21 protein-coding genes are annotated in these 23,093 nt (G+C 39.9%); 3 read left to right on the plus strand and 18 right to left on the minus strand.

What is annotated here, in order from left to right; translation table 11 throughout:
- Nucleotides 1-140 precede the first annotated feature (140 nt).
- The 10 genes from M1E09_RS15465 to M1E09_RS15510 all read right to left on the minus strand — a co-directional run bounded on the left by M1E09_RS15465 (nt 141) and on the right by M1E09_RS15510 (nt 10,329).
- The gene (locus M1E09_RS15465; RefSeq protein ID WP_456271739.1) at nt 141-590 is read right to left on the minus strand and encodes a MarR family winged helix-turn-helix transcriptional regulator; all 450 of its coding nucleotides are present in this window, start codon (nt 588-590) and stop codon (nt 141-143) included.
- Between the two features lie 31 nt (nt 591-621).
- The gene (locus tag M1E09_RS15470) at nt 622-2,196 is read right to left on the minus strand and encodes a bifunctional metallophosphatase/5'-nucleotidase (protein ID WP_456271740.1); all 1,575 of its coding nucleotides are present in this window, start codon (nt 2,194-2,196) and stop codon (nt 622-624) included.
- 191 nt (nt 2,197-2,387) lie between these two features.
- Nucleotides 2,388-3,185, minus strand: coding sequence for a phosphonate ABC transporter, permease protein PhnE (gene phnE, locus M1E09_RS15475; protein ID WP_456271741.1), 798 nt, complete (start codon nt 3,183-3,185; stop codon nt 2,388-2,390).
- The gene (gene phnE, locus M1E09_RS15480) at nt 3,185-4,003 is read right to left on the minus strand and encodes a phosphonate ABC transporter, permease protein PhnE (RefSeq protein ID WP_456271742.1); all 819 of its coding nucleotides are present in this window, start codon (nt 4,001-4,003) and stop codon (nt 3,185-3,187) included. The genes phnE (M1E09_RS15475) and phnE (M1E09_RS15480) overlap by 1 nt, the downstream gene beginning before the upstream one ends.
- Complete coding sequence (gene phnC / locus M1E09_RS15485) at nt 4,000-4,773, minus strand: phosphonate ABC transporter ATP-binding protein (protein ID WP_456271743.1); 774 nt, start codon at nt 4,771-4,773, stop codon at nt 4,000-4,002. The genes phnE (M1E09_RS15480) and phnC overlap by 4 nt, the downstream gene beginning before the upstream one ends.
- A gap of 487 nt (nt 4,774-5,260) precedes the next feature.
- The gene (locus M1E09_RS15490; RefSeq protein WP_456271744.1) at nt 5,261-6,193 is read right to left on the minus strand and encodes a phosphate/phosphite/phosphonate ABC transporter substrate-binding protein; all 933 of its coding nucleotides are present in this window, start codon (nt 6,191-6,193) and stop codon (nt 5,261-5,263) included.
- 373 nt (nt 6,194-6,566) lie between these two features.
- Nucleotides 6,567-6,761 carry a Spo0E family sporulation regulatory protein-aspartic acid phosphatase gene (locus M1E09_RS15495; protein ID WP_456271745.1) on the minus strand — a complete coding sequence of 65 codons (195 nt, stop codon included), beginning with the start codon at nt 6,759-6,761 and terminating at the stop codon, nt 6,567-6,569.
- A gap of 226 nt (nt 6,762-6,987) precedes the next feature.
- On the minus strand, nt 6,988-7,572 hold the full coding sequence (locus M1E09_RS15500; protein WP_456271746.1) for a DUF2087 domain-containing protein: 585 nt from the start codon (nt 7,570-7,572) through the stop codon (nt 6,988-6,990).
- Nucleotides 7,573-7,691: 119 nt separating this feature from the next.
- On the minus strand, nt 7,692-8,159 hold the full coding sequence (locus M1E09_RS15505) for a methylated-DNA--[protein]-cysteine S-methyltransferase (protein ID WP_456271747.1): 468 nt from the start codon (nt 8,157-8,159) through the stop codon (nt 7,692-7,694).
- A 4-nt stretch (nt 8,160-8,163) separates the two neighbouring features.
- Nucleotides 8,164-10,329 (minus strand): PAS domain S-box protein, encoded by a 2,166-nt coding sequence (locus M1E09_RS15510; RefSeq protein WP_456271748.1) that lies wholly within the window; start codon nt 10,327-10,329, stop codon nt 8,164-8,166.
- A gap of 210 nt (nt 10,330-10,539) precedes the next feature.
- Between M1E09_RS15510 and M1E09_RS15515 the strand changes: the two genes are divergently transcribed.
- Both M1E09_RS15515 and M1E09_RS15520 read left to right on the plus strand, forming a co-directional pair.
- Nucleotides 10,540-11,592, plus strand: coding sequence for an acyltransferase family protein (locus tag M1E09_RS15515; protein ID WP_456271749.1), 1,053 nt, complete (start codon nt 10,540-10,542; stop codon nt 11,590-11,592).
- A gap of 275 nt (nt 11,593-11,867) precedes the next feature.
- A complete protein-coding gene (locus M1E09_RS15520) occupies nt 11,868-13,625 on the plus strand; it encodes a B12-binding domain-containing radical SAM protein (protein WP_456271750.1) in 1,758 nt (585 codons plus the stop codon).
- 24 nt (nt 13,626-13,649) lie between these two features.
- On the opposite strand, the gene M1E09_RS15525 is transcribed toward M1E09_RS15520, so the two are convergent.
- Nucleotides 13,650-13,790 carry a hypothetical protein gene (locus M1E09_RS15525; protein ID WP_456271751.1) on the minus strand — a complete coding sequence of 47 codons (141 nt, stop codon included), beginning with the start codon at nt 13,788-13,790 and terminating at the stop codon, nt 13,650-13,652.
- On the minus strand, nt 13,777-13,953 hold the full coding sequence (locus M1E09_RS15530) for a hypothetical protein (RefSeq protein WP_456271752.1): 177 nt from the start codon (nt 13,951-13,953) through the stop codon (nt 13,777-13,779). The genes M1E09_RS15525 and M1E09_RS15530 overlap by 14 nt, the downstream gene beginning before the upstream one ends.
- A 255-nt stretch (nt 13,954-14,208) precedes the next feature.
- Between M1E09_RS15530 and M1E09_RS15535 the strand changes: the two genes are divergently transcribed.
- Nucleotides 14,209-14,403: a small, acid-soluble spore protein, alpha/beta type gene (locus tag M1E09_RS15535; protein ID WP_456271753.1), complete on the plus strand. Its 195-nt coding sequence runs from the start codon at nt 14,209-14,211 to the stop codon at nt 14,401-14,403.
- A gap of 35 nt (nt 14,404-14,438) precedes the next feature.
- Here the strand turns inward: M1E09_RS15535 and M1E09_RS15540 are convergent, their stop codons facing one another.
- The 6 genes from M1E09_RS15540 to M1E09_RS15565 form a co-directional block, all read right to left on the minus strand.
- On the minus strand, nt 14,439-15,530 hold the full coding sequence (locus M1E09_RS15540) for an anti-sigma factor domain-containing protein (protein ID WP_456271754.1): 1,092 nt from the start codon (nt 15,528-15,530) through the stop codon (nt 14,439-14,441).
- Nucleotides 15,527-16,279, minus strand: coding sequence for an RNA polymerase sigma-I factor (gene sigI / locus M1E09_RS15545; protein ID WP_456271755.1), 753 nt, complete (start codon nt 16,277-16,279; stop codon nt 15,527-15,529). The genes M1E09_RS15540 and sigI overlap by 4 nt, the downstream gene beginning before the upstream one ends.
- 154 nt (nt 16,280-16,433) lie before the next feature.
- Entirely contained in the window at nt 16,434-17,585 is a 1,152-nt protein-coding gene (locus tag M1E09_RS15550; RefSeq protein ID WP_456271756.1) for a DUF5667 domain-containing protein, read from the minus strand.
- A gap of 294 nt (nt 17,586-17,879) precedes the next feature.
- The gene (locus M1E09_RS15555; RefSeq protein ID WP_456271757.1) at nt 17,880-18,359 is read right to left on the minus strand and encodes a hypothetical protein; all 480 of its coding nucleotides are present in this window, start codon (nt 18,357-18,359) and stop codon (nt 17,880-17,882) included.
- Between the two features lie 132 nt (nt 18,360-18,491).
- Nucleotides 18,492-19,580: an SDR family oxidoreductase gene (locus tag M1E09_RS15560; protein WP_456271758.1), complete on the minus strand. Its 1,089-nt coding sequence runs from the start codon at nt 19,578-19,580 to the stop codon at nt 18,492-18,494.
- 344 nt (nt 19,581-19,924) lie between these two features.
- Complete coding sequence (locus M1E09_RS15565) at nt 19,925-23,005, minus strand: efflux RND transporter permease subunit (RefSeq protein WP_456271759.1); 3,081 nt, start codon at nt 23,003-23,005, stop codon at nt 19,925-19,927.
- Nucleotides 23,006-23,093: the final 88 nt, after the last annotated feature.

Below are 23,093 nucleotides of genomic sequence, written 5' to 3' on the forward strand. Positions count from 1 at the left end.
AAAGTGGCACTAATGCACCTGTCTTTCTTATCACCAATCACATGCTATGCACTTACCTGAATCGGAAATCAAAGATGCCTCCATAATTATCAAAATCAATAAAAAAGAGCATCCGCTAAGCGAACACCCTCTTCAAACTTTTAGTAGGACAAATCTTTGATAGATAGTCCAACCTTCTTTAACAACTCTATAGCGTTTTCTTTTTCTTCATTGCTTAATACAGACATCAGCTTATGGATTTGCATTTCATGCTTTGGAAAAAGCTCTCCAATAAATTTTTTTCCCTCTTCTGTAATCTGAGCATAAGTTACCCGGCGGTCATTGGGGCAGGCAACACGCCTGATCAACCCCTTTTTTTCAAGCTTGTCCACAACATAGGTGATGCTTCCGCTTGCAAGCAGAATCTTGCCGCCTATCTGCTGAAGGGGCTGGTCCCCCTTATGGTAAAGCAGTTCAAGTACAGCAAATTCCGTCATGTTCAAACCATTATTCTGTATAGAGACTTGAACATCTTCATTGAGAGCCTTATATGCACGCGATAGTACAATAAACAGCTTCAATGATTGTTCTATATCTTTTCTGTCTTCCATATCTACCAATTCCTTTGAATATACTTTTGATTTATTTTATTAACTTCCAGTTATGATTTACAGCAGCTTTCACTGTCTTATGCTTCAGGAAGTAATTAGCGAGTAATTCAGTCATATCGATCTGGCTCGATTTCGTGATTGGACGGTCCTTGAACATTGGATACTCCCCGCCTCCGCCTGCCCTGTAATTGTTCATCACCACTTCATACTTGGCATCCATATCGACAGGCTCTCCTCGGTACTGCAGCTTCTCTATACGCTGACCGATGTCGTTTTTGATATTTATGGTGTATTCTATTCCTTCCCACATATCATAATTATAATGCTGCGGCTTAGGTTCTGAAAATGCTGGGTTGACTGTTATCACGCCATCCTCATTGATGTGAAAATAAGAGGCTGATCTCTCGAGTGCTTCTTTCATGTCTTTCCCGCTTATTTCTATAGCCGCCAAAGTATTAGGGTAAACGTAATTTGAAACGATATCTCTCATTGTCACCGTATTCGGAAGCCCTTTTGCTGAATTATTGAATAGAGCGGTGTTGGAGATAGTAACCCCGAGTGCATCCATTTGTACTCTATTGATGAATTCTACAAGCGGATGCTCTTCCATTCTTGCTTTGAAGGGATCAGTGATTGTCATGTCCCCTTCAATGAATCCGATTGGCTGGTCCAGCCAATCCTGGGTTTTCGTTTCATAATGATTGACCAGGTCTAAAATCTGCTCATCTTCTTCCTCATTCCCTACAGGTATAAGAACAGCTTGCTTGTCAACGATCTCCCATTTTCCATGCTGCCATTGGAGTTCAATATCTGCACGGCCTACATATTCTCCGTTAAAGCCAGGCTGGATGATCAAGACGCCATTAACAGTATCAGCTAACTGGCGGTGCTGATGACCGGTTAGCAGAATATCGATGCCTTCAATTTCATTACAGATTCTGTAACCCTGATTTTCACCAGTGTGAGGCTCCGTTTTTTCACCTGTGACCAGATCATTCTCAAAACCGCCATGATAGGAAACAATCAGAACGTCCGGCTGCTCAACTTCCTGGATATATTTAACCCATTTCCTTATTGACTCGAGACAATCATTGAATTTCAACCCTTTAATATGTTCAGGGTTTTCCCAGTTAGGAATATAGTGCGTAGTGGCCCCCAGAACTGCAGCTTTTGTCCCGTTAGCAAACTTTTTAATGATATATGGAGTTCCAAATTTAGGTTCTCCTGTTGATTGATCAAGTATATTGGCAGAAAGCCAGGGAAAATTCGACTGTGTGATAGCTCGCTGCAGCATCGGCATACCATAGTTAAACTCATGGTTGCCAATCACGGCAGCATCATACTTTAGATGATTGAGTACCTCAACCATGGGATTGGGCTGGTCTTCCATATATTTAACATAGTGGTAAGTCAAAGGGGTTCCCTGAATGATATCACCATTGTCTATAGTTATTACATTTTCTTTTTCACTTTGAATTTTCTTTATGATTGCTGCAGCCTTTGCAAATCCTACTGGCTGCAGTTCATTCGTACCGTAATTGATTGGAAAGATACTTCCATGGACATCACTGGTTTCTATTATCGTCATCTTAGTTTGTGGCATCATTAACCTCCAGCACTCTCTCGTAATTCTATTGTATCAAATTTCCTGGTTTATTGTACTATATTAATTCCCTTGTCGTTCAGGTATCATGAGGCTTTACTATTCTTCTTTCCACCGCATTATTAAAGACCCGCGAATAATAAAAGGCTGCCAAAGGTCCTAAAACCTTAAAGACAGCCTGTTGATGATAGGTATTATACAATTCTTTTTCTGATAGCAGAAGAGACAAAGTCAATTATTGTAACAACAATAATGATGACCAGAAGAATTAACCCCATTTGTTCCCAGTTTCTATTCATTTGCGCAAACTGGATAAGTGTCCCTATCCCACCTGCTCCGACGATACCAAGAATCGTTGATGCACGCACATCAATTTCAAAACGGTAAATGGCATAGGAAAGGAACTCTGGGATAATCTGCGGAATGATCCCATGGAACAAAATCTGGATCTTATTCGCCCCGCTCGCTTCCATCGCTTCTACAATTTTCAGATCAATAGACTCCAATACTTCTGAATAAAGCTTTCCAAGCATTCCAGTCGAGCCGATTGCAATAGCTAAAACACCGGCAAAAGGATTTGGACCTACTGCCACCACGAACAGGATGGCAAGAATCAAATCCGGGAACGCACGGACAGCACTCAGGATCCATTTACCGATGGTTGTAAGAACCTTGTTGTTCGTCATATTGGCAGCAGCAAGGAATCCTAGAGGAACAGCCAGAATTGCCGCCATTAGTGAGCCGGCAAAGGCAATATATAATGTTTCCACCATGGCAGTCCATACTTTGCCCATAGAAGCCCAGTCAGGATCAAAGAGTTTGGGTATTACCCGGTCAAAGTTATTGGCCATTCTTTCCAGTGCTCTTCCCCAATCGATATCGATCCCGGTGAAAGTCCAAATATATAAAAGGACTACAGCTAAAAAGATAGACCATTTCTTAAATATCTTAAACGGCGAACGTTTTTTCTTTGGAGGCAGAGTGAGCTGCATCAGACAATCGCCTCCCTTATCTTAGAGCTGATGTATTCGATAATGACCACCACAGCAAAGATAACGAGAATGATCAGCATCGCATTCGGATAGTTGTAGAATTTCAGCTGCTGGCTCAGCACAAGGCCAATACCGCCTGCCCCAACCAGTCCAAGTACTACAGATGCCCGGATGTTAATCTCAAATACATATAAAACGAAAGATGTGAATTGCGGAAGAACCTGAGGCACAAGTGCAAAGGAGATACTTTGCAAAGTGTTTCCTCCGGAAGCATGCATTGCCTCCATTGGATTCATATCAACTGATTCTACCGTTTCACTTATTAACTTCGCCAGGATTCCCAGCGAGAAAATGATGAGTGCAACAATCCCTGGAAAAATACCAATTCCGAACAAACCAACAAAAATAACAGCCAATACAAGGTCTGGAATCGTTCGAAGGATATTTAATATTGTACGGACAGTTGTATAAACAAATTTATTCGTTGTAACGTTTTGGGCAGCGAGCAAGCTAAGCGGAACACACAGAATGGCTGCGACAGTAGTTGCGACAATTGCCATCTGTATGGTTTCTGCCATGGGATCAATGATATGTTGAAACGCCGCAAAGTTGGGCGGAAAGAACTTTACAATCACTCTTCCCATATTCGGAATACCATCAATCAGGTCAGGCAGCGTTGCATTTGTCTTGATCGTACTCCAAATATAAAAACCGATAATAACAGCAAATATTGCCGTAAGGCGAGCTTTGGCCTTACCAGGAAGAAGGGATGGGGCAAATGTTCCTTTTGTCTGTTTTTTTGAAGAATCAGCCTTCACTCTTCTACACCTCCGCGCAAGTCGTCTTCGCGAATCGCACGTCCATAGATTTCCTCAAACGTCTTTTCGTTCACCTCAGAAACAGGGCCGTCAAACACCACTTCCCCGGCACGCATGCCGATAATGCGATCGGCATACTCCATTGCCATATCGATAAAATGCAGATTGACAATAGTTGTAATCTTATCTTCTTTGTTGATTTTCTTCAGGTAAGTCATTACTTGATGAGATGTAGGAGGATCCAGTGAAGCCACTGGTTCATCAGCAAGAATATATTTGGGTTTCTGTGTCAGCACCCGAGCGATACTCACCCTTTGCTGCTGTCCGCCGCTCAGCTCATCTGCACGGTTATACAGCTTTTCTTCTATATTGACACGCTTTAAGCTTTCATAAGCAAGCGCGAGGTCTTCTTTTTTAAATAAATTAAAAATTGACCGGAGAGTCCCTGTGTACCCTAATCTCCCTGCCATTACATTCTTCAGTACATTGGACCTCTTTACAAGATTGTAATTTTGAAAGATCATGCCCACTTTGGTTCTCAGTTTTCGTAAATCGCCTCCGCGATATTTCAAAATGTTTTGATCATCAACAAGCAGCTCACCCTTCGTCGGAGTAACGAGCCTGTTGATGCTGCGGATGAAGGTGGATTTCCCAGCTCCCGACAAGCCTACGATGACCACGAACTCGCCTTCATTAATTTTCACGTTTACATTCTTCAAGCCTTCCGTTCCATTAGGATACACTAAAGAAACATCTTTGAACTCTATCATGATGAAACCCCCTTCAAATCCTTAAAAATACACTCTTTTTCGTAAATATTCAACAAATTCAAAGTAGTGATTTCCGCTCCAGGCGTGCGACTCCGCGGGGCGTGCGGTGAGCCTCCTCAGCTTCGCCTGCGGGGTCTCACCTGTCACGCTAATCCCGCAGGAGGTCGCACGCCTTCCGCTCCAATCGACACTATATAAACTACAAAAGGAATAAAAAATACAAAAACTTTTAGAAAAACTAAATGACGGAGATCCCCAGCGTTACTACCTACCATGAAAAAAAGTATATTAGTCACCACATAGAAAAGACAGATATATGGAAATTATTATTTAGTAAGACCTAAATATACCTTTTACTATAAACCGCCAAAAAGTAAAAAATAATTGCGTAATATATGAGTTTCTGTGAGGAACCGGGTTTTCGAGACAAAAAAAAGGGGAAGCAACCTCCCCCTAGATTGCGATTCTATTAAATTAAAGCTTCAAATTAGAAAGAAATAGAATCTTTGAATTTAGCGTAAGTGTCTTTAACTACCTGGTACTCTTCATCACTTGCTTCGGTGATTTCATCCCAGTTGTATACTTCATTCATGATTTTGATCATTTCAGGATCTTCATTCAATGATAGAAACACTTCTTTAATTTGTTGTTGCATTTCATCATCCAGTTCCTTAGTTACTGAGATCGTGTCATTTGGAATTTCAGATGTATAGTCGATGACTTTCATTTTATCCATCATGTCCGGATACTCTTCAGTCAGAGTTGTACGCACATCATCAAATGTTGTAGCAACGTCTGCATCACCTTCATATACAGCAATGGCAGCAGTATCATGGCCACCGGCTGCAATTCCTTGAGAGAAAAATTCAGATTGTAGTGCATTTGCACTTTCGATGTCAAACTGGTCCATCAACTGTGCTGCCGGGAATAAGAATCCAGAAGTAGATGCTGCATCCGGATAAGCCCAGATCTTGCCTTCCAGATCTTCAAGGGATTCAATCCCTGAATCAGCTTTAACAAGGTATTGTGCTTTGTAAGTTCCACTGCCATGACGTACGGACTTAAGGATTACTTCAACGCCATATTGCTCATTAGCCAAAACATAACCGAAAGCAGGAATGAAACCAACTTGAACTTCATTAGACCCCATTGCTTCTATAAGTGCAGTATAATCAGTCATTACACGGCCTTCAACCTCAATGCCGAGTTCTTCACCAAGACGCTCTGCCAATGGCTCAACCGTATCAGCGATAGTTTCAGAATCTTGAGAAGGAACGAATCCCATAACGAGTTTATCAGGTGTTTCCTGTCCCGCATTACCGCCTTCACTGTTTCCTTCGTTTGAAGCGTTGTTAGTACCGCAAGCAACTAGTCCTACAGCCAACAAAAGTACAAGCATAAAACTGAAAAACTTTTTCATTCTCCTTTTCCTCCCTAGAAAACTATTAATATCTCAGTACAAATTTTATTATGACTTAATTATGACAATTTCGCCACACTCTTTTGATAATTTTTACAAAATCTTTATATTTGTTGTCGCTTTATGATGTATAAATGACTATTAATGTGTTCTAATACAGGAATTATGACTCAAAATAAATATTCTATTTACAATTAATTAACAATCTGCCATTTAACTGACGACGCCTGCACATCTCTATGTAAGATTCATTTTTGGAAATCTGTTGTCGGTTTACTATGAAATATCAACTATATTTAAGCAAACTGTCAAAAAAAGAAAGGATCCATTTAGCCAGGACCCTTTCTCTTGTTCATTAACCTATTCAGTTAGCCTAATGCTGCTCAGCACTCTTTATATAATTTAACTCCTGATATACATTGATCAGTTTGTCCAGTTCCTGGCTGCACTCGACCGTCCTTGGATCATTCAAACCAAATTCAGCACCGATTTTCAGCATTACTTTTTGTTTTTTTGCAATTCTATGAAGGATTAGTTTTTGGTAGATTTTATCTATTGGAAATATCATGGGGTTTCTCACCTTTCTGTCTCTGACACTTCTCTGATATATATATCAAACCTTATCTTTTAAAAAAGCAATTATATTTGAAGTATCGCAACATTCCCCAGAAATGTAAATAGAATCGCTAAAACAAGACAAAATCTCCCATAAAACCGCGTCTCTTAATCGGGATTTAGACGACATACGACAAAATCCTCAGCTTGCAGTGTGCACACCTGAGGATTTTGTCCTGTTATTCTATAGTTGCCCACATTTCACGTGGATTCATCTCGTAAATCCCTTTGTCACGGTACATATAATGATTAATGATGAACTCTCTCCTGATGGTTGCATAGTCTTCATGAAACTTCTTGATATATTCATTTATATCCTTCTCGTTGTACTTCACACCCGGTTTTAAGCCTTCCATTATATGTTCAAATACAAAGAGCTTCTTTTTGCGCTGGGCTGGTATCCCGATCAGTTTTCCGTCATTTGTGAAAAAATTATTCAATACTTTTTGTTTTTCTTTTTGACGTTTTTCCAATGATTCATCATCCTCCTTTCTGTCTTCAGACATATTCAACAGTACTTCCCCATGATGTGTAATGACTTTTTTATTCAGGTAGTAATACAAAGAGTTCTTTTCCCTTCTTGAATACACAAGGTTAATTTCTCTCAGCTTGGTAAGATGGTGGGATATAGTCGGAGCTGTCAGTCCCAGCTTTCCAGCTATCGCTAATCCATGAAGCGGGCCTTCTCTCAGCAGCATGATGATTTTCAAGCGGGTCGGATCCCCGATGGTTTTATAAAAAGAAACCAGCTTATCAAGTTGCAAGCAAAATCCCCTCTTTCACATAACATTTGATATTCATCTAATTAAATTATCATCTAATCAGTTTTGTTTGTCAATAAAAAAACGTCCCAACCATTTTCCTTGAGACGTTATTTCTATTATTAACTTTTACCCTTCTGCCTCTCGATCAGAAGCAGTTTTTCCTTCTTATCAATCTGCTTCCCGGCGTATCCTGTCAGTGATTTGTCCTTGCCTATCACCCGGTGGCAGGGCACAATAATTGGAAGCGCGTTAGCTTTATTTGCCTGCCCGATTGCTCTTACCGCTTTTGGGTTATTTATTTTTTCAGCTATATCCTTATAACTCCAAGTACTGCCGTAAGGAATCTCAAGCAAGCAATTCCATACCGCTTCTTGAAAAATGGTTCCTTCCATTTTTAGAGGAAGTTCAAAATCTTTCCTTGTTCCTGAAAAATACTCTTCCAGCTGGGAAGCTGCTTTAGAAAGAAGTTCATTCTCCGGAGCAGAAACTGGTTCCTCAACAAAGGCCACCCTTGTCAAACAACCTTCAGCTGCAGTCAGTCTTAAATTTCCGAGAGGACTGGATACCACCATACTTTCTTCCTTCATAGCCTCATCCTTTCTTACATGGCAGATCAATGTGAAATGTCGTACCTTTTCCCAATTCACTTTCTACTTCTACAGACCCTTCATGTTCTTCCAATATTTTAAAGGTTACCATCAAACCAAGTCCCGTTCCACGTTCCTTTGTGGTATAAAAAGGTTCTCCAAGCTTCTTGATCTTTTCCTTTGGTATGCCGATCCCTTCGTCACTGATGGATATCCGGACCTTCTCCGGGCCTTTTTCTTCAATATTTATAGAGATCTTGCCGCCTTTAGGCATGACTTCAATCGCGTTTTTTACTATGTTGATGAAAACCTGCTTCAATTGATTCGGTTCTGCAAAAATAGCAGGTATTCCTGTTGCATACTGCTCCTTGAACTGAACATTGTGCATGACAGCCTGTGCGTTCAGAAGCTCCAATGTATCTTTCATGATTTTGACCATATCGGTTTCTTGATATTGAACGGCCTGCGGTTTGGCAAGTATCAAGAATTCAGTGATAATCGAATCGATCCGCTGCAATTCCGACTTGATAACATGAAAGTACATTTCATGGTCTGTCCCCATACTGCTCTCCAACAACTGTATGAATCCTTTCAATGCAGTCATTGGATTTCTGATTTCATGGGCTATCCCCGCCGCCAGCTCGCCTACAACAGAAAGGGTGTCAGACTTCCTCAGCTGGTCTTGCAGTTCAACTTCCTCGGTAATATCCCGGATGACAGTCAGATTCAAATTGGAAAGCAGGTTATATTTAGAGGAGAGTTCAAGATGCTGAAGCCTCTCTTCATCGATCTTCTTCAATTTAATATAACTTGCCTGGCCCTCCTCTTTCAATTTCTGGTCATACTGCAAGTATTCATGATCTTCATTTTCTTTTATCAGGAAAACATCTTTTATATCACTGCCAATCAACATGTCTTTTTCAATTGACAATATTTCAAGTGCAACCGGGTTGGCATCGACCACCTGCCCGGAGTGATTGGTCAGTACCATGCCATCAAGGGTTCCTTCAAATATCTTCCTGAATCGCTCTTCACTCTCCCGCAATCTTTTCTCCATCTGATGGCGCTCGCTTACGTTCCGGAAAATTGTCATGTTATACCCATCTACAGAGTGAAGCTTTGATGTGAACTCCAGATGTTTCAACTGATTATTGGGCATAAGGAAGAGGATTTCATCCCGTACTTCCCCTTTCTCCCTCAGCTTAGAAGTAACGGATTCAAACTTTGACATTTCCAAAGGGTAAACGAAATCTTCTATTTTTTTGGTTAGAATCTCAGATAGTGAACACTCAAATATCTTAAGAGCAGATCTGTTGGCGCGGAGGACCCTTCCATCCTGGTCCCAAAGCACAATCGCATCAATGGCTTCTTCAAACAGATCTTTAAATAATTCTTCACTTCTTTTCAACTGTATCTCCATTTGTCTCTTTTCTGTGATGTCACGGAGGATCGCCATATGAAGTTCATGATTTACATAAGGAGTCGTGGTAAATTCCACCACTGATACCCCCTCAGAATGATTGATAGGAATCTCCCCTCTTGCCTGTCTGCCAGAATCAAGCAGCTCTTTTATTTTCATGACTTTATAATGAAAATTTTCAGGAATGAAGGAAATGACTTCTTTTGTAAGCACTTCTTTTTTTGTCAGGCTTACTTGTTTACAAAATGCCTGATTGACTTCTTTAATATTGCCTTCTTTATCAAATAGTAAAATGCCCTCAGCTGCCTGCTGGAAAATATTATTCAGCATATGAAGGTTCATGTGATCATTTCTCTGTTTCTCTCTCTCACTTGTAATATCTCTAAGGAAAAAGAATGCATATTCACTCATTTTCGGTTTGGTAATCTTCAAATCAATATGTTTGATTGTTCCGGAGGCTGCAGTCATCAGTGTCTCATCTTCTATTTCTCCACCGTCTTTAACTACACTTTCATATTGTGTAAGGATGGGAGAAGGCACCGCTTGGAAGTATTGGCAAAAAGGCTGTTGAATCAATGATGTCCGGTCTGTTTCTACTAAATCCAATGCAGGATTATTGGCCTCGATTATATTTAACGCCTCGTCAACAATAAGAATTGGATTGGGTGATGCTGCCAGAATATCTCTGAAGTTTATCAGATTTAAGGGACTTATTTCTCCTTCAGTTATGATTGTTTGTTTGTTCGTCATTATTCTTTTCCTCCTATACCTTCCTTCTGAGCCTCTTCAACTATCATTTTAACTTTCTTTTATTTCGGAATGGTTACAGATACATTTCTATTTATCATACCGATTATTTCTAGTTTAAGAATCCCTGGAATGGGTAACTTTAAGGTATATTTTTGGTACCTTGGTTAGTGAAGGGCCAGTCCCTCTAATACTTCAAAGTTGGTGAACATCATGCAGAAAAAAAGAGATTTTTATTTCGACAACGCCAAGGTAATTCTGATTTTCCTTGTCGTATTTGGACATTTTATTCGGTCATTCATTGAAAATGACCCTTATATTCTATCTATCTATAAAACTCTATATACCTTTCATATGCCTGCCTTCATTATTGTGTCAGGATACTTCGCCAAAGGGTTTCACAAGAAAGGATATATATCCAAACTATTTAAAAAGCTTATCCTGCCATACATGCTGTTTCAGATAATTTATTCAGTCTATTATTTTTTTCTTTATAAAAGCAGCACATTCAGACTCGATTTCTATGATCCTCATTGGTCATTGTGGTTTTTACCAAGTTTATTTTGCTGGAATGTCCTGTTGTACCTTTTTGTCAGCAGATGGAAACTGACTCAAAAGAGAGCATTATTCCTTGCTGCTTCTATTGGAATAGCCATTGGCTTCGCAGATTCTGTTTCCAATTATCTCAGCCTGTCAAGAACGTTCGTATTTTTTCCTCTGTTCCTGTTGGGATTTTATTTGAAACAAGACCATTTTTACAGGCTGAAGACGGCCAAAGCCAAAGCGGCAGCCGCTGTTATTCCTGCAGCCGTCTTTCTCTTCATGTTGGCCGTTCCCGAATTTTCCGACAAATGGCTGTTGGGATCTAAATCATATGAACAGCTTGGCGGCAAGGATATTCTTAGCCCATTTGCCAGAACAGCCGTTTATTTGTTAAATATATCAATGGCCTTCAGCTTTTTTGCCTTTGTACCAAAGCATAGGACATTTTTCACCAAATGGGGAGCCAACACGCTCTATGTCTATTTAATTCATGGCTTTGTCATTAAATTCTTCAGGGCAAGTTCCTTCCCTGACTTATTGCCGCCGATACAATCAATCATCCTGCTTGGATTCGCTTCATTAGTTTTGACTGTTATCTTATCAAGCAAGCCGCTTACGTCTTTCGCTCAGCCGTTGATCGAACTAAAAACAAGCAAACTTAGGAACATGTTCAACCAAATGAGGAGCAACAGAAAGAAATTGACTGAGCAGACGAAGTTTTAAACGGCAAACTTCAAACTGTCTTTCACCACACTCTTCACATTACACAAACCAAGACCGGCTTCTGCCGGTCTTTTGTTTTTATACATATTCTCACCCTAAGAGCCAAAATCCTTCATATAATTTGGAAATAGGACAAAATACTGAATAACATTGAGTTTAGAGCCCTGCTTGGTTACAATGTTAAAGTACTATCGGTCTGACTATCACATGCTTCTGCATGACCCGATAATCTTAACCGCCGTAAAGACACAGGCGATATATAAAGGAGTTTAGAAATGAAGAAAGCTGTATTAAGCACATTAAATGCCAAATATATACACACAAACCTTGCTATTAGAAACCTAAAGGCATTCTCAGACCCTGAGTTTAATGTTGAACTCTCCGAATATACGATCAAAGACCCACTTATGAACATCGTATCTGATTTATATACCAGAAATGCTGATGTAATTGGATTCAGTTGTTATATCTGGAATATTGAAGAGACCATTGCAGTTGTAAAAATGCTGAAAAAAATTTGTCCGGATACAATCATCATTTTCGGCGGCCCGGAAGTATCTTATGATGTGCCGTATTGGCTTGAGCGTTTGCCTGAGGTGGATTTCTTCGTTATTGGAGAAGGAGAGGAAACATTCAAGAGCCTCCTTGCTCAAATTGATGGAGATAAAAATTGGGAAGAAGTAAATGGAATCGGATATTTGAAAGATGGCAAGGTTAAAATCAATCCTCAGCGAAATAAATTGGATTTAAAAGAACTACCTTCACCTTTCAGGTTCGAAGAAGACTTGAAAGACCTGTCCAAGAGGGTAACATACATTGAAACGAGCCGCGGCTGCCCATTTAGATGCCAATTCTGTCTTTCCTCTATAGAAGTTGGGGTCCGCTATTTTGACAGGGAAAAGGTCAAAGAAGATATCAGGTTCCTCATGGAACATGGAGCAAAAACGATTAAATTTGTTGACAGAACCTTTAACATCAGCAGAAGCTATGCCATGGAAATGTTTCGCTTCCTCATTGATGAACATGTACCAGGGACTGTCTTTCAATTTGAAATTACAGCCGATATCATGAGGCCCGAAGTAATCGACTTCTTAAATAAGGAAGCACCTGCAGGGTTGTTCCGGTTTGAAATCGGCGTTCAATCGACAAATGATGAAACCAACGACCTCGTAATGAGAAAACAGAACTTTGATAAGCTGACAAGAACCGTCACAATGGTAAAGGACGGCCAGAAGATCGATCAGCACTTGGATTTAATAGCCGGCCTGCCTGAGGAGGACTACAATTCCTTCCGTAAAACGTTCAATGATGTATTTGCACTGAGACCTGAGGAATTACAATTGGGATTCCTTAAGATGCTGCGTGGAACAGGCCTAAGGATCAATGCTGATAAACACAACTATATTTACATGGATAATGCCCCATATGAAATCCTTGGCAATAACGTATTAAATTTTGATGATATTGTTAAAATTAAACAGGTTGAAGATGTACTTGAAAAGTACTGGAATGATCACCGGATGGATGAAACGATAGAATATCTGGTAACCCATGTATTTGATACACCATTCGATTTCTTCCAAGGCTTCGGATCCTACTGGGAAGAAAGAGGCTGGTCACGGATCGGCCATCAACTGGAAGACTTGTTCAAGCGGCTGCATGAATTTCTTAGAGCCAGCAAGATTAAATCCCTTCCAACAATAGAAGCGATCATGAAATATGATTACTTGAAGAATCAGCGCTATAAACCAAGAAAAGCATGGTGGCAGCCAGCACTTGATAAACGGGGACGATCTGAAATTTATCAGCTGACTATACAAAATCCGCAGATTTTTGGCGAAGACTTTATGAAGTTAGGATTAAATGAAAAAGATCTTCATAAACATACTTTACTTGAAGAACTTCCTGTCAATCCTAATACCCCAGCCGCGGATGCAGAACCATCCTATTTATTAGCTTATTACGATCCTGCATCAGGGGCAGCACAAATGTTCTTGGCTGATAAGTCAGCGTTCTTTCAATTACAAGACTAATAAAAATGTTAAGCCGCGAGTGGCTTAACATTTTTTCTTCTCATTTGTTTTTTTGTTTGCTTCAGGAATTTCGAAATGCTTTGCTGCATTAAAGTCACCAAACTCTATGCCAAATTCCTCCTGGAAGGACTCCTTCTTATTTTCATTTCGTTTATCTTTCATCATTCATTCTGCCTTCTCTGCCATGTTTGGAATTTCGGTTCTTTCCTTTGGCAGGATTCTCTTCTTGAGCAAACTCAGCACTGAAATCCTTTTGCTCTGCAAGGTTCCTTCGTGGAGTTTTATTGTTCTTTTCTGCCGCATCATATTCTGCTTTACGCTTCGCCATTGGCTGACACTCCTTTTTGTCTTTATGAAAGTAGTTTTTCCCTATGCTCCAATTTCATGCAAAGAGAGAAAAAAGAAGTTATTATCTTTTTCCTTCATGCCGCTCTATAGCAAAGCTGTATTTAATCTCCTCTCGGTCTAATTCTCTAATTGGCTGACTTACACTTCAGTGCGAAATATTTCCACTCATCATCTTTCAAGTTAGAGAGATGCTAGTAGTAGAAATACAATTAATTAACTATAGGAGGAATATACAATGGCAAGAAATTCAAACAAACTACTTGTTCCTGGCGTGGAACAATTCATGGATCAGGTTAAGTATGAAATTGCAGAGGAATTTGGAGTGGCACTTGGCTCTGATACTGTATCACGAGCAAATGGTTCCGTTGGCGGAGAGATTACAAAGCGTTTAGTAAAACAAGCGCAAACACAACTTAAAGGGAACCAATAAATAGAAAAAAGAAAGGCTTTGACGAGCCTTTCTTTTTAATCTTGTTTATTTTTATTTTGTTGGGATGACTTATTTTTGTTGTTTTCTTTTCCATGATGACCATCATTTTCACCATGATCATTTTTTTTCTTTTTATTTTCTCTTTCTTCTTTCTTATCTTTTTTTTCTTCTTTTTTCTTCTCTTTTTCTTCCTTCTTCTCTTCCTTTTTGTTTCTCAATTCATTCTGTTTGTCTTCTTTAGCATTTCCATGCCAATTTTCTTTGGTCTCTCCCTGATGTACGTCTTCTTTCTTAGGTGACGCATGAATTGCTTTTTCACTTGAATTGTTCTCTTTTTTGGAAGCAGATGGCTGTTCCTTGTCGTTTTCTGCAGATCCGGGATTTTCTTTTTGCTCAGCCGGCTTTGCAACAGACTGTGAAGCTTCATTTTCACCATTGGAAGTGTCTTCTTCGGAATCTTTTTTCTTCAGAAATTGGCCAGCTGTCATTCCCGCCTTATGAGCTTCTTCTCTAACAGTTTTATCAGAATCGATGAATGCTATTTTAGCTGTTCCATCCTTAATTTTTTCTTCTGTAAATTGTGCCAATTCTGTTTTTAAGGTACTCTTTTCACTGTTCGAGGCTTCTTCAGTAAAGACGGTTGTAACTGTTACGTTTTTCTGTTCATCCATATACCCATTTTCATCACAAAGCTCGATTATGTCTTCAGTTATCTCTACTAAAGAAAGTCCTTTCCAATCAGAGATACTACTTAAGATTTTCTCCGCCTCTTCATTAAATGGTTTAATTTCCAATACATCACTGTCTTTGCTGACACTGATTTCAAAGCTTGGATTGATATCGACAGAGACATAGGCATAGACTTCAGAACTATGTAAGCCAGGAAACAGAATAAAGAATAGCATTAACAGGGCTGCCGCTCCCGAAAGAACAGGCTTTACAATTATTTTTTTCTTTAGCTCCTGAAGAATAGACTTACTTTTTGTTTCAGTTTTTGGAAAAAAGGTCAGCTCTTCGCCGACTGCATATTCCATTGAAGGCTGTTTCTTCGCTTTGATAAACTCTCCATCCGGTGTCATCATAACGAGAGTGTCCGATTTAACCTCCATAACAATCCCTTTTTTCATTGTTTCATCCGCCCTTTTAGGTAATCCTTTAAATAATAAAAATCCCCCATAATAATGATCGATATGGCAATAATATATTTTCTGTTTCTCTCTATTGTCTTGCGGCTGAACCCAACTTGGTTTTCTAACTGTTTAATCGGGAGCCGTTTCTTTGCAACCATATAATCCAGCAATGCTGGTGTGGAAACAACCGTTTCCGCTATTGATATCGCATTTATCCTTGCATCTTCATGCTTCGGTGAGTTCTTGACAAGATCTTCGAAACTAAGGGAATATTCTTTGAGTTTCGCAGTGAAAGCAAGAATCTCTTCCCTTCTTTCAACAGTTTCTTTTTCACGGCCATACTCTTCCAGAGATAGTGTATCAGTTATTCGGTTTTGCGCTTCCCCATCTTCAGTATGAATGTTTGCCTCGACGCTGACATTTTGATGCCTTCCGTTGGCACGGATATAGTCAATCACTTTCCGTTTGATAATCACTTCAGCAAAACTTAAAAAGGAAGCTCCCCGGCTGCTGTCATACTTGTAGAAAGCGTCATGGAATGCTATAAGACCAATGCTGAATTCATCATCACTCTCATATATATATCTTTTACAAACCGAAGAAACCGCCTTTTTCACAAAAGGTTTATAATCCTCAAGCACTTTATTTACAATTTCCTGGTCTCCAGCTTGGATTTCTGCTGCCAATTCTTCCAATGTGTCTTTCTTTTTCTTCTTAGCTGCAAAGATTAATAATACATTCAGCATTAGTCTCACCTCACTCCGACCCTTATTATATCATGTATAAAGCAGTTCTGAAGGTAATTGAGTATGGAAAAGGCTGCCTCTTTTTCACGGTCTTCTGTGACGGAGACAGCCTTCTGGACTAATACCTTTTCAAATAAAAGATATTCACTGCTGATTAATCTTCCTTCTTACCATGACCTTTGTCATTGTTTTCTTTTTTGCCTTCTTTTTTATTTGCTTTATGTACTGCTTTCTGTTGTTTCTTTTCTGCTTTTTGCTCTGCTCTTGCTTGTTTGCGCTCAGCCTGTTCTTGTTTCTTTTCTGCTTTTTCTACCTTTTGTTCAGCTTTTCTATCAGCCTGCTCTTGTTTGCGTTCTGCTTTTTCTTGTTGTTTTTCAGCCTTTTTCACTGGAACTGCTGGGGCAGCTGCCGATTCTTCCGTTTCAACTTCTTCTGTTCCTTCAGCTGCCTCAGTTTCAATACCTTCTGTTTCGATAGCTTCTGCCTCAGTTACAACTTCAGTTTTTTCAGTGCTTTCCTCCGAAAGATCTGCATCTTCTTCTGTTTCATCTTTCATTTTTGCCATTTTCTTCGCTAGTTTCGCATAGCTCTTTTCAATGTTCTTCTGAAGAGCAGCTTTTGCTACTGGATTTTTCACCTTTTCCAGCGCAGCTTCCAATGCAATGATATTTTGTGCGATGATCTCTTCAATTTCATCAAGGGAATCTTCTGACTCTGTTTCTTCTTCAGTTGTTTCAGTTTCGTCAGTGGAGTCCTCCATTTTATCTTCTTCGATTACATCTTCGGATTGTTCTGATTCACTGTCTACTATCACTTCGTCTTGAGCGTCAGCTGGCTCCTCACCTTCTGAATCTTCTTGAGCATCTGATTCTTCCATTGCCTCAAGAGCTTTCTCAATTGTTTCGATTGCTTTATCTTCTTCGCCGGCTTCAAATAATGCCTGTGCTTCTGCTAAACGCTCTGCAGCAAATTCTGCTAAGAGTTTTGCTTCCTTTACATCATCAGCTGTAAACGCAAGCTTTACTTTCTCCAAGGCAAGCTTTGCAAAATAAAAGAAGTCTCCAGGAAGTAAAGAAGGAGATTCCTGAACATCTTCCAGGGAATCCATTTCATCCTCAGCAGAGTCCATTACAGCCTCGTCATTTACTATCACATTGGATTGTTCTTCATTTTCTGTTTGAAATTGTACTTTTTCTAATGCATCCGTATCATTCTCATTTGCGTGAGCTAATGTACCGGAAAGAGAAAAATTTCCTGCTACTAATACTGCTAATGATGTTCTTGCTAACTTTGATTGTTTTGACAAATAATTCACCTCATAAATTGTTTTCAAGCGATCGCCTCACTACATGGTTACGGATTTTAAAACTGGCTTGTGGGGGTATATAAGATTCTTTTTAGGGGTTTGGGGTAATTCCGGGAGATAATATAAAGTAATTCTATGCAACATTACAGTTAGAAACAGCATTGGTAAATGCTTTAGGAGGATTTTCCTGTTCATTATATTTTTTTCCTCTTTGTCATAAAAAAATAGTCAAATAAGGAATTATTATTACCCCAAATAAAAGAGACCTCTACCAGATTAATACAGGCAAAGGTCTTACTTTCTATTTCCGTGCATGGCCGTTACGAGGACTTTTCTAATGAGGAATCCTGCTCCAACCCCTGGCAGGACGCAGATCATCGGAAAAAATATCGGACCGATAAATATATCCTTGATGAACACCTTTGGCGCTAACATCAACCCTGTAGTGACAGTATAAGCCGTGCAGACAAAGGGGAGAAAAGAGTATTTATCTCTTTCTCCCTCAGCACTCTTAAACGCATCCCACATTGCAAACATATATAAGCATGGATAAAACATAAGCCATTGATAATCAATTACTTCAGCAGCGATTCTGGTTTCCCCGAGAAAACTTAAGCGGATTGCCTCGTTGAAGTTACTCTGGATATTGACAATGAATTCCAGAGTGACGAACAAAATACCTTTAATGTATGAGTTTATCAGCAGTTGTGGAAAACCTGGAAGGGCTATACTCCATAGGATGGCTTCGAGTTTATTTAATGTTTTGTTATGCATCCACCCTCATTCCATCTCCTCCAATTTGTCTCACTAATCATAGTGTGCTCAGAGATAGAACTCTTATTACTTTTATTTACAGTCAGGCTGTGATTTCCTCACCTCACGTTACATTTCGAATGCTCAGTGTACTTAATCGACTTTAATATGATATTGAGCTTTTTCATAATTTGATTGGTAAAATTTAACCATGTACTTCACAGTTTCCAAAAAGTCTGTGCAAGCAATATCCGTTGATTCCAGGTCGGCAAGGGTCTGCGTACAATCAAACTGACCATTCCAGGAAAAGTAGTCAAGTGCTTCCTTTTCCACCCCAAGATATTTTCTGATAGAAGCCAACCTGAGCGAAGAAGATGCAATTCTGAGAGGGATTTTCCCAACCGGCTTTTTTCTTTTCATTTCCCATAAAATCGAACGGTAGACATCTTTCACCTTATATGGTGTTGGATCGGTTAAGTGATACGTTTTTCCGATACCCATGGTGTGATGTCCTAAGTAACTAGATGCATTCGTTATATATTCAACAGGGACAATGTTGACATAGGAATCTCCATCCCCTATAGCCGGAATGATTGGTAAAAAAGAAAGTTTGTTGAACATATTCATGATAAAATAAGGTCCGTCAAACTTGGTTGTTTCTCCTGTGTCAGACTTTCCCTTAACAATTCCAGGCCTGAATATAGTAAGGGGCAGTTTATCTTTCAAGGATTCAACCAGGCATTCAGCCTCAAACTTTGTTTCTTCATAATAATTATGAAATTCGGCCGGCCTGATTAATTCTGTTTCTAACAAATCACCTTGTCTTCCCCCTGCAATGAAAGCAGTGCTGAAATAAACGTAACGCTTCAGATTGGACAGGCTGAGACAGAAGTCATTTATATTCTGGGTGCCTTTTACATTTACCTTGTAGGCCGCCTTGTAATCAACAGAAAGGTCATAGATTGCTGCTAAGTGCCAAACATAATCAATTTCGCTTACGAATTGGTGTTTTAGAGATTCTGGAAGTCCCAAACCTTCTTCAGTGATGTCTCCTGCGACCAGCTTTATTCTATTTGACCCTCCTCTTTTCTCTTCAATCTTTTTCACTTCAAGCATGGCTTTAGCTTTCATTGAAGGGAGATGTAAACAATAAAATATATCTTCCTTGTTAGCATCCAGGAGCTGTTTAATTAATTCTGCAGAAATGAAACCGGGAAAACCTGTGAAAAGGTATTTAGCCATAATTTATACTCCCTTTCTATTAAAAGAATATTCTTCATTACGAAAGAAAAAAACACCTCACGCATGAAAAACTGTATGTTTCAGGCATGAGGTGCGGTATCTTGTGTCTTTTATTTATTATGCTTTTAATAGTGATTTCCGCTCCAATCGAACACTTACAGTATGAATAGAGAGACTAAAAACCACAATCTTTTTAAAAAGAGACTTTCGTAAATATTGGTGCTTTTCAACAGGTTCAGAATAGTTATTTCCTTTTGGGGTATTCGATTCCAATCATCACTTAATATACTTCAGCAGGATTATGGACTAATAATCATTTAAAATAACAGAATTTAAAATACAATTTATTGATATGCTCTTCTTTTTCTTTTCATTCTTCGTGTTTTTTTATCAAATAAGCTATAAATGACTGGTATTACATAGAGAGTCAGAAGTGTGGAGCTCAGCAGCCCTCCGATAACCGTGATGCCCATTGGCTGATTGATTTCGGTACCTTGCCCGATGCCCAACGCGAGCGGCAGCAAGCCAAGGATCGTTGTCAAAGCCGTCATCAATATCGGGCGTGCACGGTCTTTAACTGCTTCTACTATCGCCTCATAGCTGTCGACCCCTCCAGATTTTTTCTGATTGATATAATCCACAATCACAATGGCGTTATTAACAACAATTCCCGCTAATACAATCACTCCGATAACAGCTGAAATACTTATCGGTGTCCTGGTTACTGTCAACGCCAATGCTACCCCTATTACCATAAGAGGCACGGTGAACATGATGACAAAGGGATATTTAAATGATTCAAACTGGGCAGCCATGACGATATAGACAAGAATGACAGCCAACCCGATGGCCAGGACCATATCGTCAATAGAATCTTCGAGTAATTCACGGTCTCCTGAAAAGATAACCTGTGTTTCTTCAGGGAGTTTTAATTCAGCAATCTCTTCATCCACGACTTTTGAAATATCTCCCAAATTTGTTTCTGATGAATATTTAAGAGTGAATTGAACCGAGCTTTGCTGGTCAATCCTCTGAATACTGACAGGGCCGTCTTCAATAGAGAATTCCACTACACGGTCCAAAGGAATAAATTCTCCTTGGGCATTTTGAATTTCCAGCTTCTTTAAACTGTCAAGATTTTCAGTTATTTCCCTGTCATACCTGACAAAGATTGTATACACTTCATCGCTTTCAGATACAATCTGGGCAGCAGGAACTCCCCTGGTTATGTCATTGACTGTCTGGGCAATTCCAGCAGGCATCAACCCTTCTTGAAGTGCTTCTTCTCGATCAACCTTTAACTGGACTTCCTGGATCATTTCCATCTGGTCTGTCTTTACATCAGTCACATTGTCAGCAGACTGCAGGCTTTCATTTATTTTCTCAACAGCTTGCTGCAATCTTTCTTTGTTTGTGTCCCTTACATTAAATGTGAGGGTTTGCGGGCTTTGTCCCGAGGTTGATTGCAAGTTAAACCCAATCGTGGCTGAATTGTTTTGTGACAATGCAGCTCTTTCAATTCGGGGTTTCAACTCATCAACGAGCTTAAAAACTGAGAGATCACGTTCTTCAAGTGGCTTGAGCTTCACATAGATCTCGGCAATATTGCGGTTCGCCTGCCCTCTGAATGACTGTTCCTGGTTCGTTCCTGTTAGAGATACAAATACATCAATACTGTCTTCTTTCTCCAATTCATCCTCAATTGCTTCGACAACACTATTGGTCTCTTCCAACGAAGAGCCGTTCTCTAATTTAATATTCATATTGAAGAAGCCTTCATCTGTCGGCGGCAAGAACTGAGTCCCCACTGTCGTTAGCCCGAAAGCACCTCCTGCAAGGAAAACAGTAGTAATCAGAAGCACAGCCCATCGGTGCTTCAAGGACCAGTGAATACTTCTTTCGAAGCTGTTCATTGATTTCGAGCGCCTTCTAATGGCTTCCTGGTTCTTCCCGGGAGTCTTGAGCATCCTGCTTGCAAGCATCGGTATCACGGTCAGGGCCACAACTAAAGAGGCAAATAAACTGAATGAAATGGTTAGAGCAAATTCTGTGAACAACTGGCCGATCAAACCTGAAATGAAGACAACCGGTAAAAACACAGCTACGGTTGTCAGGGTTGATGCAGTAATGGCTGTACCCACTTCTTTAGCACCATCTTTGGCAGCTTGTTTGGGATCTTTGCCCATCGACAGATGCCTGTATATATTTTCAATTACGACAATGGCATTATCGACAAGCATTCCTATCCCTAATGCCAGTGCCCCCAGTGTCATAATATTCAAGGCAAAGTCGGCAAAAAACATCAGTACAAATGTAACGATGACTGAATAAGGAATAGCAACGCCAATGATCAGCGGACTTTTGATATTCTTTAGGAATAAGAAAAGCACCAGCATTGCAAAAGCTCCCCCGATAATTAGGGAGTTGGCAATATTGCCAATGGCATCTTTTATATAATCACCCTGGTCAAACAGGATATCTGCTTCAATACTCTGATAGCGATCCTGCTCCATTAGATCATTTAACTTCTCCTGGAAGGCATTTGATACTTCAGTGGTGTTTGCATCTGATTCCTGCAAGACGCTTAGCAGTACAGCATTTTTTCTATCGGCTCTGGTAATTGTATTGCTTTCCTGTTCTGACTTTTCCACCTGGGCAACATCATCCAGGACAATGTTTTTCCCTGTCTGTGGGTTCTTCCCTATTACCAGGTCCGCAATTTCATCTGCATTTTGCAGCTGGCTGACTACCCTTGTAGTTAAAGTCTTTTCACCCGTCGTGATGGTGTCACCCGGCATCGTTATATTATTGGCCCTGATCGTATTGACGATATCACTTTGTGAAATCCTAAATTCCTTCAATTTTGCCTGATCCAGATCTATTGAGATCTCTTCCTGACTAACACCTGATACATTGACACTTGCTACACCCTCGGCTTTTGTCAATTCGAGTTCTAAATCTGCAGCAAGGTCCTGAAGGTTTTCGCCTTGATCAGTTTCTTTTAGAGAAACCTGGATGATCGGGAACTGAGCCGGATCGAATTTCAGGAAGCGGGGTTGGCCTGAATCTTCTGGCAGAGGCGCAGAATTAAGTCTCTGTAATACTTCATCCTGTATCTCATCAATCGTGGTAGTCCACGAGAACTCCAGCAGAATGAAATTAGACCCTTCGCGTGATGTGGATTGAATACTTTTGATTCCAGGCAATGTCGCCAACGTATCTTCCAGGGGCTTTGTCACTTTCTCCACGACTTCCGTAGGGCTTGCCCCTTCGTATGTAGTTACTACCACGCCGACCGGCGGGTTGATATCAGGTATTAGTTTAAGAGGGATCTTTGCTAACGAAACGCCCCCCAATAGTAGAATCAGAAACATGGTAACAATCGTAAAAACCGGTCGCTTTATTGAAAAATCGCTTATTTTCATGGACAATCCCCTTCCCTTGTAAAACGATGAGAACTTTAGTCAATCTTTGAAGTATTATTAAAGTTACACTTACTATAATTCTTGTCCA

Source organism: Bacillus sp. AK031 (genome assembly GCF_053903065.1).